The organism is Jejuia pallidilutea, assembly GCF_002973595.1.
Lineage (GTDB): Bacteria > Bacteroidota > Bacteroidia > Flavobacteriales > Flavobacteriaceae > Jejuia > Jejuia pallidilutea.
The window spans coordinates 512,098-530,242 of sequence record NZ_PVEO01000002.1; the positions used below are offsets into that span (position 1 = coordinate 512,098).

At 32.9% G+C, this 18,145-nt stretch carries 18 protein-coding genes; 5 read left to right on the forward strand and 13 right to left on the reverse strand.

Annotation, left to right across the window (positions count from 1 at the left end; genetic code table 11):
* Positions 1-6: 6 nt before the first annotated feature.
* The gene (locus CLV33_RS05785) at positions 7-468 is read right to left on the reverse strand and encodes a helix-turn-helix domain-containing protein (protein ID WP_244906390.1); all 462 of its coding nucleotides are present in this window, start codon (positions 466-468) and stop codon (positions 7-9) included.
* Positions 469-589: 121 nt separating this feature from the next.
* Positions 590-1,987, reverse strand: a complete 1,398-nt coding sequence (mnmE, locus tag CLV33_RS05790; RefSeq protein WP_105473074.1) for a tRNA uridine-5-carboxymethylaminomethyl(34) synthesis GTPase MnmE — start codon at positions 1,985-1,987, stop codon at positions 590-592.
* Positions 1,988-2,217: 230 nt separating this feature from the next.
* On the opposite strand from mnmE, the gene CLV33_RS05795 reads away from it, so the two are divergent.
* Positions 2,218-2,646 (forward strand): hypothetical protein, encoded by a 429-nt coding sequence (locus tag CLV33_RS05795; protein WP_105473075.1) that lies wholly within the window; start codon positions 2,218-2,220, stop codon positions 2,644-2,646.
* Here CLV33_RS05795 and CLV33_RS05800 read toward each other — a convergent pair.
* The 11 genes from CLV33_RS05800 to CLV33_RS05850 form a co-directional block, all read right to left on the reverse strand.
* A complete protein-coding gene (locus tag CLV33_RS05800) occupies positions 2,638-3,465 on the reverse strand; it encodes a CvfB family protein (RefSeq protein WP_105473144.1) in 828 nt (275 codons plus the stop codon). The two genes, CLV33_RS05795 and CLV33_RS05800, sit on opposite strands and share 9 nt — an antisense overlap.
* A gap of 221 nt (positions 3,466-3,686) precedes the next feature.
* Positions 3,687-4,025: a DUF2853 family protein gene (locus CLV33_RS05805; protein WP_042240839.1), complete on the reverse strand. Its 339-nt coding sequence runs from the start codon at positions 4,023-4,025 to the stop codon at positions 3,687-3,689.
* An 88-nt stretch (positions 4,026-4,113) separates the two neighbouring features.
* Positions 4,114-5,874 (reverse strand): 2-succinyl-5-enolpyruvyl-6-hydroxy-3-cyclohexene-1-carboxylate synthase, encoded by a 1,761-nt coding sequence (gene menD, locus CLV33_RS05810; RefSeq protein ID WP_105473076.1) that lies wholly within the window; start codon positions 5,872-5,874, stop codon positions 4,114-4,116.
* 52 nt (positions 5,875-5,926) lie between these two features.
* The gene (locus CLV33_RS05815) at positions 5,927-7,048 is read right to left on the reverse strand and encodes a chorismate-binding protein (protein WP_105473077.1); all 1,122 of its coding nucleotides are present in this window, start codon (positions 7,046-7,048) and stop codon (positions 5,927-5,929) included.
* A 4-nt stretch (positions 7,049-7,052) separates the two neighbouring features.
* The gene (locus tag CLV33_RS05820; protein WP_244906391.1) at positions 7,053-7,418 is read right to left on the reverse strand and encodes a PaaI family thioesterase; all 366 of its coding nucleotides are present in this window, start codon (positions 7,416-7,418) and stop codon (positions 7,053-7,055) included.
* A gap of 215 nt (positions 7,419-7,633) precedes the next feature.
* A complete protein-coding gene (locus CLV33_RS05825; protein ID WP_105473079.1) occupies positions 7,634-8,908 on the reverse strand; it encodes a hypothetical protein in 1,275 nt (424 codons plus the stop codon).
* A gap of 292 nt (positions 8,909-9,200) precedes the next feature.
* On the reverse strand, positions 9,201-10,088 hold the full coding sequence (locus tag CLV33_RS05830; protein ID WP_105473080.1) for an NHL repeat-containing protein: 888 nt from the start codon (positions 10,086-10,088) through the stop codon (positions 9,201-9,203).
* Positions 10,089-10,584: 496 nt separating this feature from the next.
* Positions 10,585-11,892, reverse strand: coding sequence for a UDP-N-acetylglucosamine 1-carboxyvinyltransferase (gene murA, locus CLV33_RS05835; RefSeq protein ID WP_105473081.1), 1,308 nt, complete (start codon positions 11,890-11,892; stop codon positions 10,585-10,587).
* 7 nt (positions 11,893-11,899) lie between these two features.
* Entirely contained in the window at positions 11,900-12,532 is a 633-nt protein-coding gene (locus tag CLV33_RS05840; RefSeq protein ID WP_105473082.1) for a DUF4290 domain-containing protein, read from the reverse strand.
* An 80-nt stretch (positions 12,533-12,612) separates the two neighbouring features.
* Positions 12,613-13,764 carry a vWA domain-containing protein gene (locus tag CLV33_RS05845; RefSeq protein ID WP_105473083.1) on the reverse strand — a complete coding sequence of 384 codons (1,152 nt, stop codon included), beginning with the start codon at positions 13,762-13,764 and terminating at the stop codon, positions 12,613-12,615.
* A gap of 53 nt (positions 13,765-13,817) precedes the next feature.
* On the reverse strand, positions 13,818-14,111 hold the full coding sequence (locus CLV33_RS05850; RefSeq protein ID WP_042240821.1) for a YbeD family protein: 294 nt from the start codon (positions 14,109-14,111) through the stop codon (positions 13,818-13,820).
* A 90-nt stretch (positions 14,112-14,201) separates the two neighbouring features.
* Here CLV33_RS05850 and CLV33_RS05855 point away from each other — a divergent pair, with 90 nt between their 5' ends.
* From CLV33_RS05855 to CLV33_RS05870, 4 genes are all read left to right on the forward strand, one after another.
* Positions 14,202-14,741: an AAA family ATPase gene (locus tag CLV33_RS05855; RefSeq protein ID WP_105473084.1), complete on the forward strand. Its 540-nt coding sequence runs from the start codon at positions 14,202-14,204 to the stop codon at positions 14,739-14,741.
* Position 14,742: 1 nt separating this feature from the next.
* Positions 14,743-16,650 carry a RecQ family ATP-dependent DNA helicase gene (locus CLV33_RS05860; RefSeq protein WP_105473085.1) on the forward strand — a complete coding sequence of 636 codons (1,908 nt, stop codon included), beginning with the start codon at positions 14,743-14,745 and terminating at the stop codon, positions 16,648-16,650.
* Between the two features lie 83 nt (positions 16,651-16,733).
* Positions 16,734-17,681: a methionyl-tRNA formyltransferase gene (gene fmt / locus CLV33_RS05865; protein ID WP_045371373.1), complete on the forward strand. Its 948-nt coding sequence runs from the start codon at positions 16,734-16,736 to the stop codon at positions 17,679-17,681.
* A gap of 187 nt (positions 17,682-17,868) precedes the next feature.
* Positions 17,869-18,141: an HU family DNA-binding protein gene (locus CLV33_RS05870; protein WP_042241317.1), complete on the forward strand. Its 273-nt coding sequence runs from the start codon at positions 17,869-17,871 to the stop codon at positions 18,139-18,141.
* The last annotated feature ends 4 nt before the right edge of the window (positions 18,142-18,145 follow it).

An 18,145-nucleotide genomic window follows, 5' to 3' on the forward strand; every position in this document is an offset into this window, starting at 1 on the left:
ATGGAATTAATTAAAGAGGTTTTCTATTTGCCATCTGGCCACAATACGCTTTCTACCAAAAGGAACTGCTTTTAAACGTCCTTGTTGAATCATTCTTTGAATGGTCCATCTACTCACACCAATAAGTTGTGAGGCTTCTGTAACGCTTAAAAAATCCTTGTTATTTACAGCATTAGGATTGTGAACTTCAACAACTTGTTTTTGCTGTTGCATATCTTCAGTAAGAGTAGCTTGGATTTTTTCTTTACGCTTACGTGCCTTATATGCTCTTTTTGCACAAGTATCGCCACAGTATTTAGTAACTGTTGTACGTGCTGTGAAGGCATTACCGCAATGCTTACAAGTTTTAGGAATGAATAAATTACTGCTCATAAATGGTGCTTTATGTAGCGTAATGGTGCAACGTGGTGCGTTATGGTGCATCATTTCGCCTTTATTTTCGCCAACAGATTTGGGCAACAAATCCATATTTAAGGCAACAGATATACAACAAATTTAATCAAAAAAGAGTAAATAAGCAACAAATAAAAGAAGATAAAACACTATAAAACCAACAATAACAAAGGATTAACAAATAAAAGAAAGTAAGTTACTTCCCAATACAAAAATTAGCAAAAATATTACCTAACAAATCATCGTTGGTAATCTGCCCTGTAATCTCTCCAAAATGGTAAAGCGCCTGACGGATGTCTATGGCTAATAAGTCGCCAGACAACCCAGTTTCTAATCCCTCTTTTACTTTTTGAATCTCTTCAAAAGCCTTTAAAAGCGCATCATAATGCCGCGTGTTAGTTATAATGGTCTCGTTATTTCGTAATGCGCCTGTATTGATGAGGTTTAATAAAGTATCCGTTAATTTTTCAACACCAAACGAAGTTTTAGCAGATATAAACTGTAATTCTGGAATTTGTGTATTAAGGTCTAAGATTTCGTGTTCGCTTATCTTATCCACTTTATTAGCCAAAACTATAAGTGGTTTTTGCGGATATTTATTCTTTATTTTTTCTACTTCCAACCTTATAGCTTTAGATTTTTCAGTATCTCTAGAAATAACATCGGCCTCAAAAAGATATACCACTACCTGTGCCTGCTCTATCTTTTCAAAGGTTTTTTTAATACCTATACTTTCAACTACATCTTTTGTTTCTCGAATTCCTGCGGTATCTATAAACCTAAATCCTATACCTCCTATTGTAATTTCGTCTTCTATAGTATCGCGAGTGGTGCCTGCAATTTCTGAAACTATGGCGCGCTCTTCATTTAACAGGGCATTTAATAATGTAGATTTTCCAACGTTGGGTTCACCAACTATGGCCACAGGAATACCGTTTTTAATTACATTTCCAACAGCAAAAGAGTCTATTAAACGTTTTAACACAAAGGTTATTCTGTGTATTAAATCCTTAAATTGAGTTCTATCGGCAAACTCTACATCTTCTTCTGCAAAATCTAGCTCTAGCTCTATTAATGATGCAAAATTTAAAAGTTCTTCTCGCAATTTCGCAATTTCAGAAGAAAACCCACCGCGCATCTGTTGCATAGCAATTTGATGTGAAGCGGCATTATCACTAGCAATTAAATCGGCTACGGCTTCGGCTTGACTTAGGTCTAGTTTACCATTTAAAAAAGCTCTTAAAGTAAACTCTCCAGCATTTGCCATTCTACAGCCTTTTCGTAAAAATAATTGAATTATTTCTTGCTGGATGTAATTTGAACCATGGCACGATATTTCTATTACATCTTCACCTGTATACGAATTTGGATTTTTAAAAACCGATACCAAAACCTCATCTAAAGTAATATTACCATCTACAATATGCCCTAAATGTATGGTATGCGTTTTTTGCTCTCCCAAACGTTTCCCTGAAACAGATTTAAACTGTTTCTCTACTAAAGAAATGGCTTGTGCTCCCGATAAGCGAATTACGGCAATAGCACCAGCACCAGATGGTGTTGCTAAAGCTACTATGGTATCTTTTATAATCATAACGCAAAAATAATCAATTTGAAATGCACTTTTAAGATGTTATTAAAAAACAATAAAATACTTGATTACCAGCGAATTAACTGCTTTTTCAACTACACTAACATAGTTAAACATTTAATTTTTTATGAGTGTTGTGACTATTTTATTTGGTATGTGTCTTAATACTAGACATTTAAAAAGTTTAGTAATTTTAATCCACCTAGCGCAACGAGGTAAAGATTTGCATAATAATGAGAATACTAGAGTCTGATTTTTCAAATCAAATTATAGAGTTTGTACAAAACAAATTAGGAAACATATTTTTCTTTAACCACATAGCTGTGGTTGAATTAAATGAAGGTATACATTTTGATGTTAATAATGCGCCATTAATTATAGACGAACTAAAATCTTATTTTGGAGAAACTAAGCCTTTTGGCGTTGTGGCAAACAGAGTTAATTCTTATTCTGTAGATTTATTGAGCACTCCTACATATCGGGAAAAAGTAAGTAACTTAAAAGCTTATGGTGTTGTGGGTCATGACTTAGCTTCGAAGATGAACGCAACAATGGAAAACGATTTTTGCATTTCGGAAAAGGTAGACTACGACACAATTTACGATGCCATAAATTATGTTTATAATAGAGTAAAAAACAGCAGCTTGTTTTCTTTAAACTAGATAAATACCATCTGGTTTAATCTCAATTTGGCGCTGCTTATATAAACTACCAATAGCTTTCTTAAAATTTTTTTTGCTCATTTGAAGTGTGTCTTTTATGAGCTCGGGATTAGATTTATCGGTAAGATTTAAAAACCCACTATTATCTTCTAATTCTTTAAGAATACGTTGTGCGTTAGGCTCAATATTTCTATATCCTATTTTTTCTAATGTAATATCTAGTTTGTTACCAGGGCGAATTTTTTTTACAATGCCTTTTAACTTATCGCCAACACTAATATCTCTAAAAATATTATCCTTATAAATTAACCCTATATGTTTTTTATTTACAATAACGTTCCAACCAATATCTGAAGGATGAGATACTATTAAATCTACTTCTTGGAACTGTTCTACGGTTAACTCTTTATTGTCTAAAAAACGATTGGTTTTACTAGAAGCTACTAAACGCTCTGTTTTTTCATCTAAATAACAATGTACCAAATACCAACCACCAGGTTTCATTTTAAAGGCCTGCTCCTTAAAAGGACAAAATAGCTCCTTAACTAATCCCCAATCTAAAAAAGCACCAAAATCTGTTACTTGATTGCATCTTAATAAAGCAAATTCATTGCGCTTTATATATGGTATATCGGTTGTTGCTACAAGTCGCTCTTCATTATCAAGATAAATAAAAACATCTATTTTATCCCAAATTTTAAACTCAGAAGGCACATATCTATTAGGTAATAATACCTCGTTATCTTCATCATCAATTAAATACACGCCGTGATCTGTTTCACGTAGTATTTCTAGAGTATTTATTTGTCCTAATTCCATAGTAGGCAAAGGTAACATTTTATTATTATGGCACAACGCAAAAAGAATGGGCTTTCTTTAGTTTACTAAATACTTTCGCTACACAGTATAAGTTTAAATACCTAAAGTAACTCTTTGCTAAAACCAATAGTGAAAGTAGAAGCAACTAGCGTGTTTACATATAATAAAGTACAAAAAAAAGCGCTGCAATTGCAACGCTTTTAAGTTTTGTTATTTATCTACTAGTAAACAGACTCTTTACCAAAGTGTTTTGTTAACAAATAATAAACTACAGCTCTGTATTTATTACGGTTAGATTGTCCATATTTATCCATAACGGCGGCAATAGCACCATCTAAATCATCACTAGCGCTTAATCCTAGTTTTTTTATTAAGAAATTGTTTTTTACAGTTTCTAACTCAGAGGCATCTGATCCTGAAACAGTTGAAGCATCGGCATTATAGATTGATGGTCCACAGCCAATGGTTACCTTGGTTAACAAATCCATATCGGCATTAACACCACATTTGTCTTTTAAATCTGCAGCATACTTTGCAATAAGCTCGTCACGTTTACTCATGATTAATAGTATTTTTTTAGGTTAATATATTTATTTCTTAAATATAATCAATTTTTAGACACATTAACTTATGTTAAGTCACATTGGGTTATTTAATAAATTTAAAATAATCTAGGAGTATTTCATCATTAAGTGCCTTGGGAGTAAAAATTTCTAAAAGTTTTGGTGTGTTAGAGTCTGAAAAAAATGTGTTTAATTCTTGTTTTAATGAAGTATCATCAGTTGCGGTATGGTATTCAAAATTAAACATCTTACATAAATGTGCTGCGTTTAACTGATGTCTGGTCTCAAAATATGTATCGAAATTTTCTGTATTTTTGTGCCCAGGTAAAATTCTAAATATACCACCGCCCTCGTTATTTACAACAATAATCCTAAAGTTAGTTGGAATGTAATTATTCCAAAGCGCGTTACTGTCGTAAAAAAAGCTTAAATCTCCTGTTATAAAAACGGTTTGTTTTTTATTAGCAACAGCACAACCAATAGCTGTAGATGTACTGCCATCTATTCCGCTAGTGCCTCTATTACAAAACACCTCTAATGTTTTATTTATACTAAATAGTTGTGTGTACCTAATTGCTGAACTATTACCTACCTGCAATACTGTATTATTGGGTATATGTTTTAAAACGGTGTTAAAAACAGTAAAATCGCTAAATGGTATTTTGCTAAGATATTGCTCATGCTTTTTTAGGCGTTTCTGTTTTACTTTTAGCCATTTAGGTTTATAATCGCTCTTTTTATAATGCGCCACCTTGGTTAATAACGATTTAAAAAATAGTTCTGGAGATGTTTCAATGTGTTTTGTTAAACAGAAAAAAGTGTCGTTAGCTTGTTTTTCATCTATATGCCAATGCTGTTTTGGTTTAAATTTTCTAAGTATTGCTTTTATCTTTTTTGAAACAATTAAACCGCCAAACGTTAACAAAATATCTGGTTGCAGTGCTTTTTGCTCTTCTTCTGATAATGGTGCTATAATTTGATCTATACTTGGTAAAAAGCTTTTATGATGCAAATTAGATGTGGTTTCGGTAAATACTATAACACTATCATCTTTTGCTAGTTCTTCTAGCCACTGTTTTTGTATTTTATTTGGTGAGTGTACACCTACTAAAATCATTTTTTTTGATGCGACACTCCAATCTTCAATACATTCCTTCAGTATATAATCATCTACCTCTTGTGGCTCCTTTACAATTACATTATTTTTTGGACTAACAGAAAGTGTTTTAACGGTTTCATACAATGGTTCATCAAAAGGAATATTTATATGAACAGGGCCGTTTTTAAGTTTAGCAAAATTAATTGCTGTATTAATTTCTTGTTCGTTATGCTCTTGTATATCTTTTTGTAGTCCTAAAAAACGTTCCAATTTACTTTCCAAGTTTTTCATGATGGGCAATTCATCGTTACTCGGTACTTTTTTTTCGTCTTTTAAATCTAACTTAAGATTTGCTGAATACAGAATATGATTTTCGTAAACATTTTTTTGGTTAATAGTTTGCCCATCGCCAATACCTACCAAATGCTTTGGTCTGTCTGCTGATAAAACCACAAGCGGAATATCGCTATAATAAGCCTCTGCTACTGCTGGATAATAATTTAATAACGCACTACCAGATGTACATACCAAAGCTGTAGGCGCTTTAATTTGTTGTGCGATTCCCATAGCAAAAAAAGCAGCACAACGCTCGTCTACAATACTGTAGCACTTAAAGAAATCATCATTTGTAAAACCAATTGTTAATGGAGCGCTACGGCTTCCCGGTGAAATAATTATATGCTGTATGTGTTTCGCTTTGCACAATTGTATCACTGTTTGTGCCAATGGAATTTTTGGATATATCATCTAGCTTCAATCTTATTGCAAAAATAATGAAATACCTTGCAAAAGCCTTTAGCTATAACACCTTTTTAACTACCATAGATTTTGATACCGTTTCCTCCCACTCGCTTTCCGGGTTAGATGTATCGGTTATACCTCCACCTACATAAATAAAGGCTTCGTTACCATTTATCTCCATACAGCGTAAATTTACATATAGCTGAGTGCTCTTCCGTTTTAAAGCATATGCCCTATTTTCAATATTACGCTTACCGGTTCTAGGAGTTACAGTTGCCTCTATATTCAACTCTCCCAAAAAACCTGTGTAAAATGTTCTATTGTAGTTTTCGTTTTCTAAAATAAAAGTTTTGGCCAATGCTTTGGGTAAGCCACAAACGGCAGGTGTTGGATGTAGATCGTAAAGTAACTTTTTTAAATTAAAATTTTGAGAACTTAAACGGCCTTTTATTAAAGTGCGTAAATGTAGAAGGTTACCAGCTTTTACAGTTTCAACATTAGAGACCTTTATGTTTTCTACTCTAGATTTTATATTATTTAATATAAAATCTGTAACAAATTGTTGCTCTTTTATTTCTTTATTTTGCCAAACCACGTTTAAAGTGCCGTTGTAATTTTGCGTACCAGCCAAAGCCATTATAGAAAAATTTCTGTCTTCAATTTTTAATAGTGTCTCTGGAGTTGCTCCTAACCACAACCCTATTTCTGGATGATACCAACAATACACAAATGCAGATGTATAGGTTGCTAGCAACTTTTGAAATATGGTGAATATATCTTCATTTTGAAACGCCACCGTTTCTTTTCTAGATAGCACTACTTTTTGTAATTCTCCTTTTTTGATAAGGTTAATTCCTTTTTTAACTAAATTAATATGAAAGCTTTTCTCTTTATCGTAAGTATTGAACGTTTTACTACTATAACTTGTGTTTAAATTTGATTGTTTGTATGTAGTTAATATCTGTTTAGAGTATTGAACGGGTAAAATAATAGCAGGAAACTTATCATCAAAAGGAGCAAAAACAAATCCTGAAGCTTTGAAATCTTCAGTAATATGCAATGCTGTATCCTTTTGAAGCATACCTTTTACATCAAGCGTATTGGGTTTTCGGTAAATTACAAACGGAAGTTTATTTTTGTACTGCTGCGCTACAGCTTTAAAAAAATCGTCTAAAACCATGTAACTATGATGTTTTAGGCAATGTAATTGTAGATAACTTGCATATAGATATTAAGTTATCATCATCATCAGTAACTTTTATATCTAACAATTGTGTGGTACGGCCTTTGTGCAAAAAAGTTGCCTTAGCATAAACGTTGCCTGTTTTAACACTTTTAATGTGGTTTGCAGAAATCTCTATACCTCTTACAAAATATTTTTCCACATCGGTAAAAATATGCGATGCAAAACTACCTACACTTTCTGCCAAAGCTACAGTTGCTCCTCCGTGTAAAACACCATCGGGCTGATGAACTCTTGGTGTTACAGGCATTTTTGCAATTAAAAAATTATCACCAAAATCTACAATTTCAATATGTAACGTTTCCATTAACGTGTTTTTACAAGCTGAATTAGCTTGTTTTAAGACCTCTGCTTTCAACATGTGCTACTACATATTTTATTAATTCTAATATTTGTAAAAATACGAAATGTTGGACACTATCTAAGAAAACTGAAGAGTAAAATATTGACCGATAAAATTAAAGAATGAAGAATTTATAACACCAAGGTTTTATTGATATGTTAAGCGAAAAAGTTTTAGCGTTACAGGTTGCAATCGAAACAGGCTATTAAATCTTTTGGTAAATTTTCATCTTCCGAACCTTTTATAGCCTTGTTTAGCGCCCCCAATTCATCAATGGTTTGCTTGAATTTTTTAGCGTATGCTTTCAAATGTCTTCTTCTGCCTTTTAGCTTTTCTGTAATTTCCTGTTGGTCTAGCTGCGCAATAGGTTTTGGCCATACCTTAAAAGCATTATCTATTACACTATCGGTTAAGCTATTTTGAAGTTCTTCAGCTTGTTGTACAAACACCGATGTTTCTGTGTTTAAAAGAAAATACCGATCTATGGGATACACTAAACCTTCAAAAAAATCAATATCATTTTCAAAAGGTCGCATTTCTGGAACCAAGTATTTATTAGAAATTAGTATAGGCACTATTCCATCTATGTTAAAAAATGCATTATCGCGGTCTCCTGCTAGAGGATGCGCTATAAAACTATCGTTTTTTTGTTCTACAATCCATCCCCATTGTTTGCCATGTCTGTCCCAATCTCCAATCACCATATCAAACAAGCGTGTTTTTATAAATTCAGCTTTATTAATGGCTACTTTATCACCGTGTTCGTGTTTTAGTTTTTGTAAATCATCAGAATCCATAATTTCTATAACGTTGGGTATATCTGTCCAGTTTATTTTACCTTCAGTTTCGTATTCCAAAAGGAATAAACGGTTACCATACTCCTCATTATATTTCCCAAGGTTTTCCTGTTTTGGCAGAAAAACCGCTTTAGGGCTTGTATGTCTTATACCTACGGCATCGGCCAATTCTGCAGCTAGAATTGCACCGTAAGGATGTTGTGCCGAAATACCATCTATTACCACATTTTCTAAATTTAAAACTCTTAAAACCTCTGGAACAAGTGCTTCAGGGTCTTTATTTATACTTCTTAATGTATACACAGTACCATTGGCATCCTTTATATCTAAAGAATGTGTTTGCTTTCCTCCGCCTTCTTCTAAAACTTGAACTCCTCCCTGAAATTTATCTAAAAAAAGTATTGGAAATTTTACTGGAGTAGACCACGCTTTTCTATACTGCTGACCTTGAATAATGTCTTTTACCTTATCACTTTTATACATATCGTTAGGTATGAGTAGAACAGAATCGTATTTAAAAAAATCTACCTCGTTTATATTTTTATTGCCCAATAAACTGCAGGTGTTAAAAACCTTATCTGTACTACTAGTAGACCAATACACCAAACCAATAAAAACCACCACTACAACCAATATAACAGCCAATACTTTCTTCATGTTCTTTAAAACGTTTTAATGTTTTAAATATAAAAAGCTTTAATTGTTAAAATGTGCCCAAAACAAAAAAATAGGTAGCCAAATGCATTTACTTTTTTTAGTAAAATGTATGATGTAAGTGGTAGGGCATTTAACCTTTTTACCTCATCACTATTAAAGTGAAGGTAAAAACTTAAACCAAAATTTTAAAACATATTTTTTACAGCAATGATATGCAGAAAACCAAATTTTCTAGTAATGAGAGTAAAAGAACGAATTCAATATCCCCTTTTTAGACATATTGAATGGACGACTAAAATTTTAGTTTGTAAGCCATAACCCTATTATGAAAAAATGTTGGCACCAATAAGGTTTGGGTAGCTGCTATATAATCTATATCTGCGGCATGTATAGATTGTTCTGTAGTGTCTAAAAGTTTTGTTTTAGTCCATGTTTTGGCATCAACATAAAACAAGGCACCTTTCCATCCAGAAACAATAAAATCGCCATTATCTAATCTAATGATGCCATCGGCATCATTTAAATCTTCAATGTAAGCTTTAAAGGTTTGATCTTTATGGCTTACTAGTCCAAAAACGGCTTTTGCAAAATCTGCATAATAAATACCTTCTTCTTGCCATAATAAACCGTTTAGTCTTTTGCCTTCTGGGTTTGTGGCTGCAACAGTTATAACTCCATTTTCTAATTTATGAATTTTATTAGAGTTAGAACCAGAACTGTAAACTATACCATCAGAATCTACTGTTAAATCATTCAATTGGGGGTTATCTTCTATAGTATACCTGTTGGAAATTATGCCCTTGTCTATATCAATTTCAACTATATCATCTATGTCATTAACATACAATTTTCCATCATATAGCCCCATACCTTTTGGCGCACTTAAGCCTTCTACCCATTTTAATTGTGTTATTTCTCCTTTAGTATTTATGGTAGAAATAAAACCATTGTTATCTTTTACCCAAGGCCCATCATTAATATTAGCCACATATATGGTTTGTGTATTTTTGTCGTATAAAACTGATTCGCAAGTCGTTAATAAAGAATCTGTTTCCCAAAGCAATTCTAATGTAGGGGTAACTGTAGCTGTTTCGCTAGTAGTGCTGCTGTTTTCCTTTTTCTTTCCACAAGATGTAACTATTACTAAAACAACAAAAAGAGACAATAAAGATTTAAACATAACTGAAATAATTAAAGGATTGTGTATTTAAAACTAAAGATACTAAAATTTTGAAGCCAATAATCAATGAAAAACAACACTTTGGCTAAACACTTGTGCAACATTACATTATTAAACTTATGTGTTAAACCTATAGAACATATTATATGAGATTACTACTCTACTTTTTTTCTTTTACACTTAAAGTATGCTATTCGTAAAGCATATCAACTTACGATAAATTACATTTTACTGTGGGAGCAATAATTTTTGGTGGTACGTATGCTGTTGTATATGCATCAACCAAAAACAAGAAAAAAGTATTTAGGTATAGCCTAGTTGCTGCTACACTTGCTGGTTTAACAAAGTAAGTTTACGATAGCCAACAAAAAGACAATACATTTAATACTGGCGAGTAGTGGTTAGCTACAACTGCATGAGGACTAACTGTAAGCACCACCATAAATTTATCTACCGGTGAAACTAGAAAAAAACGTAAAACCGCTATGTTATTAAATTAAATACGTTCTATTTTAGCACCTATAGCACGTAAACGCTCATCGATATTCTCATACCCACGATCTATCTGCTCTATATTTTGAATGGTTGAAGTGCCTTTAGCAGACAACGCAGCAATTAACAACGATACACCAGCCCTAATATCTGGAGATGTCATAGTAGTAGCTTTAAGGGTTGATTTAAAATCGTGACCAATAACTGTAGCCCTATGCGGATCGCAAAGAATAATTTTTGCCCCCATATCTATCAGTTTATCCACAAAAAACAAACGACTTTCAAACATTTTTTGATGAATTAAAACACTGCCTCTAGCTTGGGTTGCTACTACCAAAATAATACTTAACAAATCTGGTGTAAACCCTGGCCAAGGTGCATCAGAAATGGTTAAAATAGAACCGTCTATAAAGCTTTGTATTTCATAACCATTAGTATGTGCAGGAATATGTATATCGTCTCCTTGTTTTTCAACAGTAATACCCAGTTTTCTAAATACATTGGGAATTAGGCCTAAATCGTTCCAACTTACATTTTTAATGGTAAGCTCGCTTTTAGTCATAGCCGCAAGACCAATCCAACTCCCAATTTCAATCATATCGGGAAGCATAGTATGTTCTGTACCTCCTAAACTTTCAACACCATCAATAATTAACATGTTAGAGCCTACACCACTAATTTTTGCGCCCATTCTGTTCAGCATTTTACACAATTGCTGTAAATAAGGTTCGCAAGCTGCATTGTAAATTGTAGTTTGTCCTTCAGCTAAAACGGCAGCCATTACAATATTTGCAGTACCTGTTACAGAAGCCTCCTCTAAAAGCATATAAGTGCCTTTAAGTTTTTTGGCTTCCACACCGTAGAACTGCTCCTCTCTACTATAACCAAATTTAGCACCTAGTTTTATAAGACCTTCAAAATGGGTATCTAAACGACGACGCCCAATTTTATCGCCTCCTGGTTTTGGAATGTAACCTTTTCCAAATCGCGCTAGTAATGGCCCTACAATCATTATGGAGCCTCTAAGTCCACGACCATCTACCTTAAATTGATCTGATTCTAAATACTTTAAATTTACATCGTCTGCTTGAAAAGAATAAGTCCCTTTAGATAATTTTTCGACTTTAACACCTAGCTTTCTCAATAAATTAATAAGCTTGTTAACATCAATAATATCTGGAATATTGTTAATGGTTACTTTCTCTGGAGTTAATAAAACTGCACATAAAATTTGTAAAGCTTCGTTTTTTGCTCCTTGAGGCTGTATGCTCCCTTTAAGTTGGTGGCCTCCTTCAATTTTAAATGTTCCCATAAAAGATTTAGTGGCGTTTTCTAGAACGGTGGCTAGTGTTTTTCTTCTTTTTGTTACTGTATTTAGTTTTAGAACGCATTAAACTGCTAGAATCTGATAAATCTTCTTCAGAATTTCGCAAATCTATTTTTCCGTTGGAAAGTTCATATAAATGATCGTAAATAACGGCATCTTCAACCGTATCTTTATTCCAATTTAAGAAACACTTTTTCATGTGGTTAGCAATAGTGTAGAGTAATGCTTCTTTTAACTCACCTTCTTCCCAAGTGTTAGCCACATCAATCATCGTTTTAATATTATTACCATAAAAACGATACTTTGGATGGTTTTGTGGATATTTTAAAGGATCTGGACGTTCAGAAAGCACCTCTTTGGATGGTTTTGGATATGGAGAATCTACATCTAATTCAAAATTAGACATGATAAATAACTGATCCCATAACTTATGCTGAAAATCTGGAACATCACGTAAATGCGGTTGCAAATTGCCCATTACAGATATAATGGCTTTTGCTAATTTTTCGCGCTCTTCTTTTGTTTCTCTGGTTTTAGCATGGTTAATCATTTTTTGAAGATGACGCCCATACTCAGGAATAATTAAGTGCTCTCGTTCTGTATTGTATTCTAAATTATCTATCAAAATTTTTGTGTGGTATTAAAATTCTATGAAGTAGCTCGCAAAATACAAAAAAACATATTACACAAAAAGTATGTTAGTGTTTATTTAGCATATTTATCAATTAAACGTACTAATAAGCTATTTAAAAACTCTACTTCGTATGCCCCAACTGTTGGTTCTAAATGGTCGTTACCAATTCCACTATCATTAGTTATAAACACATAAGTACCGTTTGTAGCTATTGCAAAATTACGCATTAAAAACTCGGTGGACTTATCTATACCACTAGCGGTTATTGGTATAAGTTTAACGCCTTTTTGAGCCGCTAAATTTAAAGAGGTTTTTAAACTTTCATATATTTCTTGAGTTCCATGAGGTGGCGCATCTAAAAGTAAAAATGCAATTCTGGTTTTAGCATTATCGCTCCATTGTAATTCGGTTATTGTTTCTTTTAAGGCTTCATCTACTGCTTCTTCATAATCGCCACCACCACTGGCATATTGGGCCTTAATGAATTTTGAAGTGGTTTCTATAGATGCTGAAAAATCTGAACGCCTAGTAACATATTGGTCGCCATGATCTCTGTAAAATACTGTTGCTGTTAATATAGATGTATTTTGATTGTTTGTCTGTACTTTATTAATCACATCGGTTAAGTCATTTTTTAAAAATTCCAGCTCATCTCCCATAGAGCCCGTAGCATCAACCATAAAAGCTATTTCTATTTTGTTCTCTACATCTATATTTTGGTTTAGGTTGTAAACATTTACGCCCTCACCAAACATCAAAATACTTTTATCCATTTTTATACCATTAACCATAATGGCATATTGGGTAAGATTAATACCAGTGGTGTTGTCGTTAAAAAAACCAACAAAAAAATTTGTTTCACCAAAATTGTCCGTTCTTGTTTGGCTAATTAATTCATCGCCTTTGTATAATGCTACTTTTGCGTTATTAAGTGGTGTATTATTTACATCTAATACTTTTATGGCAATACGCTTAGATGTATTAAAACGCCATAAATCTTGTTGAGAGATAGAATTTTTGGAGTTCACCAAATCGGTCCAGAAATCCCAATTTTTTAAATCGTTCCATTCTCCTGCTGTAATTTGTCCTGCTTGGGTGTTTCCGTTACCGCCGCCAGAATCGCTTTCCGAAAAGGTTAAAGCAGGTTCTCCACCGAATTCGCCAGAAGATTCGCAACCAAAACAAATAACCACTAAACTTAAAAGTATAACTATTTTCTTCATATCTCTATTTTATAGATAGATGCGAAAACAGTAAAAAGGTTGCTTAAATAAAGTTATAAACTTATAACGCCTTCAATTTTTTGTGCCACAACTTTATATTTTGTAATAACGGCATCTGGGTTTTTCATTTTTACGTTTATAGAAACGCTGGTATATTTTCCGTTTTTAGAGGCTTTGGTGTGTATTACCGCACCCATGTTATCAAAAAGTTTTTGGATTTTTAAAATTTCCTCTGTATCGGTTTTTATAATAAATTTAAATAAGTACTCACTAGGCCACAACGCTGTATCGTACAATTGCGACTTTAGCTTATCGTAAAATTTATCTTCATTTGGTGTTTCTGCCATAACTTTTTTTTAGGCTGCAAATATAGCGTTTCCTATGCATTTTTTTTATAGAAGTTAAATTACGAATTTTACAACCAAATTATACAACTATTGGATTCAAAAAAAATTGTAATCACAGGTGGCCCAGGTACTGGAAAATCAACTATTATTAACGAACTTTTAAAAAGAGATTACACCTGTTTAGAAGAAATATCTAGACAAGTAACGCTTAATGCGCAAAAAAAAGGGATAGATCAACTCTTTTTAACCAACCCCTTGCTTTTTAGCGAATTACTCTTAAAAGGACGTTTAGAACAGTTTGAAACTGCTAAAATGTACAATAGCAATATTGTTTTTTTTGACAGAGGCGTACCTGATGTTTTAGCCTATATGGACTATATTGGAGACACCTATCCTAAAAACTTTATAGACGCAACTAAAAGTACTGTTTACGACGAAGTTTTTATTTTAAAACCATGGAAAAGCATATATAAAAGCGATAATGAACGTTACGAAAGTTTTACACAGGCTGAAAAAATTCATGACTATCTTCTAGAAACGTATCAAAATTATAATTATACCCCTATTGATGTCCCTTTTGGAACTGTTAATGAACGTACCAATTTTATTTTAAACACTCTAGATATTTAACTTGAACAAGCACCCCTTAAACATATTAGAACAATATTGGAAATTCACCGCGTTCCGTGGTAAGCAAGAGCACATTATCAATGCGGTTTTAGAAGGCGATGATGTGTTTGCCTTAATGCCAACCGGTGGGGGCAAGTCTATTTGTTTTCAAATACCCGCTTTAATTAAAGAGGGCATTTGTATAGTTGTATCGCCGCTTATTGCTTTAATGAAAGACCAAGTGCTAAACCTAAATAATAAAGGTATTAAGGCTTTAGCCATTACAAGTGGTATTTCTAAAGGCGAATTAGATACACTTTTAGACAATTGTATTTATGGCAACTACAAATTTTTATACTTATCGCCAGAGCGTTTACAGCAAGAATTAGTACAAGACCGCATTAGGCAAATGCACGTAAATTTAATTGCTGTAGATGAAGCGCATTGTATATCGCAGTGGGGCAACGATTTTAGGCCCGCATACAGCAATATACTCACACTAAGAGAATTACAACCATCAACTAATATTATAGCACTTACTGCTACTGCAAAACCAAAGGTTGTAGACGACATAATGAAACAGCTGGATTTTATAAGTCCAAAAATTTTTAAACAGTCCTTTTTCAGAGAAAACCTAGGGTATCTTGTTTTGCATGAAGAAGACAAATATTACAGGCTAGAAACTATTTTAAAAAAATACACAGGGGCATCTATAGTTTATGTGAGAAACAGAAAAGCTACCAAAGATATAAGCGCTTTACTAAACTCTAAAAATATAAGTGCAACATTTTATCATGGCGGTTTAAATACCACAGAAAAAGACACGAACATGAGCGCTTGGATGCATAATAAAAAACAAGTTATGGTAGCTACAAACGCTTTTGGAATGGGTATAGACAAGCCAGATGTAAAAACCGTAATTCATTTAAACTTACCCGAAAGTATAGAAAGCTATTTTCAAGAAGCTGGTAGGGTTGGTAGAAATGGAGATAAAGCATTTGCCGTAATTTTAAAAAATAAGAACGACGAGGTTTTAGTAAAAAACCAATTCTTAAAAGTATTACCATCGGTTGATACCGTAAAGCATGTTTACAGAAAACTTAGCAATTATTTTCAAATATCTTATGGTGAAGGTGAATACGCTACCTTTGATTTTGATTTTAACGACTTCTGTAAAACCTATAATTTTAATGGTATTTTGTGCTACAACGCGCTATTGGTTTTAGATAGAAACAGTATTATTGCCTTAACCAAACAGTTTAAAAACAAAGTTTTAATACAGTTTATAGCAAACAACACTTCTATATTTAAGTATTTGGAAAACCATGCGGAATATGATGTTGCAGTAAAATCTATATTAAGATCTTATGGTGGCGTTTTTGATCATGAAACCAACATCAACACTTTAAAAATTGCAGATAAAGCATCTATATCAGAACATGCATTAATTCAAATTTTAAAGCAATTAGCAAAAGATGAAATTATTACCCTAAACCATTCTAAAACCGATGCACAAATTACGTTTATAGAACCAAGGGAAGACGATAAAACTATCAACAGGATTTCATCAGTTATACATCAGCAAAACAAACTTAAAGAACGCCAAGTTAAAGCTGTAATAGACTATATAAATAACGATAGCGTATGCAAAAGCATGCAACTTCTAAATTATTTTGGAGAAAAAAACACAACACCCTGTGGTATTTGTTCTGTGTGTACCAAAAACAAACAAAACACCACCTTTACAAATGTTAAAACATTAAAAAATAAAATAGTTACATTGTTAGAAACTGGAGAAAAATCATCTAGAGATATCGCTAGTACGTTATCGTGTAATGATGCCGAAATTAAAAAAGTACTAAAGTTACTTTTAGAACATCAAATTATTACCATTACTAAAACAAACACATATAAATTGAGCCATTTGTAAAAAAGCGAACCAAAACACTCAATTAATTTTAAAATTTTGTTGCGATTTACATTATACCCAATAAACATAACACAAGTTAACAAATGAAAGATTTAAGAATTGTATTTATGGGAACACCAGATTTTGCTGTGGCTACCCTAAAAGCACTTGTTGAAGAAAATTATAATATTGTTGGAGTTATTACAGCCCCCGACAGACCCTCTGGTCGTGGTAGAAAACTTAATGAAAGTGCCGTAAAACAATATGCTAAATCAGCAGGCTTAAACATATTGCAACCTACCAACCTAAAAAATAAAGATTTTATAGATACGTTAAAAGCACTACAAGCAAATTTACAAATAGTAGTAGCCTTTAGAATGCTACCTAAGGTTGTATGGCAAATGCCCGAATATGGCACTTTTAATTTACATGCATCGTTACTACCAAATTACCGTGGTGCAGCGCCTATAAATTGGGCTATTATTAATGGTGAAACAAAAACTGGAGTATCTACCTTTTTTATTGACGAAAAAATTGACACAGGCGAAATGATTCTACAAGAAGAAGTAACCATAGCACCAAATGAAAACGTTGGAAGCCTACACGATAAACTAATGCACTTGGGTAGTGCTTTGGTATTAAAAACGGTAGCATTAATTAAAACTGGCACTGTTAAAACCACTCCACAAGTTGAAACTCATAACATTAAAACAGCTTACAAATTAAATAAGGATAACTGTAAGATTGATTGGACAGACAATATCCATAACATCTACAACAAAATAAGAGGCCTAAGCCCCTATCCTGCTGCTTGGTGCACATTAATAAATGGCGCTGACCAACTAGATGTAAAAATTTATGAAGCCAAAAAAGAAATAGAACAGCACAATGATGCCATAGGATTAATAACCTCTACTAAAAAAAATATAAAAGTTTCGGTAGCTGAAGGTTACATACATATTTTAAAAATTAAGCTTCCTGGAAAGAAACTTATGGACGCCACGTCACTTTTAAACGGTTACAAATTTGAAAATGATGCCAAAATGCGCTAAGCCCTTAGTATTACTCATTTTATAAAAAAATCGACAAAATACAGTTCCTTTATTAACAAATGCTGTAAGTTATCAACAAAACCCTGTATTTCCCTTGCTATTACTTGCATGGAAGCATAATCCGTATAAATTTGTAAAGGATTTAACAAAAAGTTTAACCAATTTATTAATAATTAAAATTTACATTATGAACAAAACAGATTTAATCGATGCAATGGCAGAACACGCAGGAATCACTAAAGCAGCTGCTAAGAAAGCTTTAGAGTGTGCACTTATTGAAATAGAAGGTGCTTTACAAAAAGGAAACAGAGTTTCTTTAGTTGGTTTTGGTTCTTGGTCTGTTTCTAAAAGATCTGCAAGAGAAGGAAGAAACCCACAAACTGGTGAGACTATCAAAATTAAGGCTAAAAACGTTGTTAAGTTTAAAGCTGGATCAGATTTATCAAATGCTGTAAACTAAATAT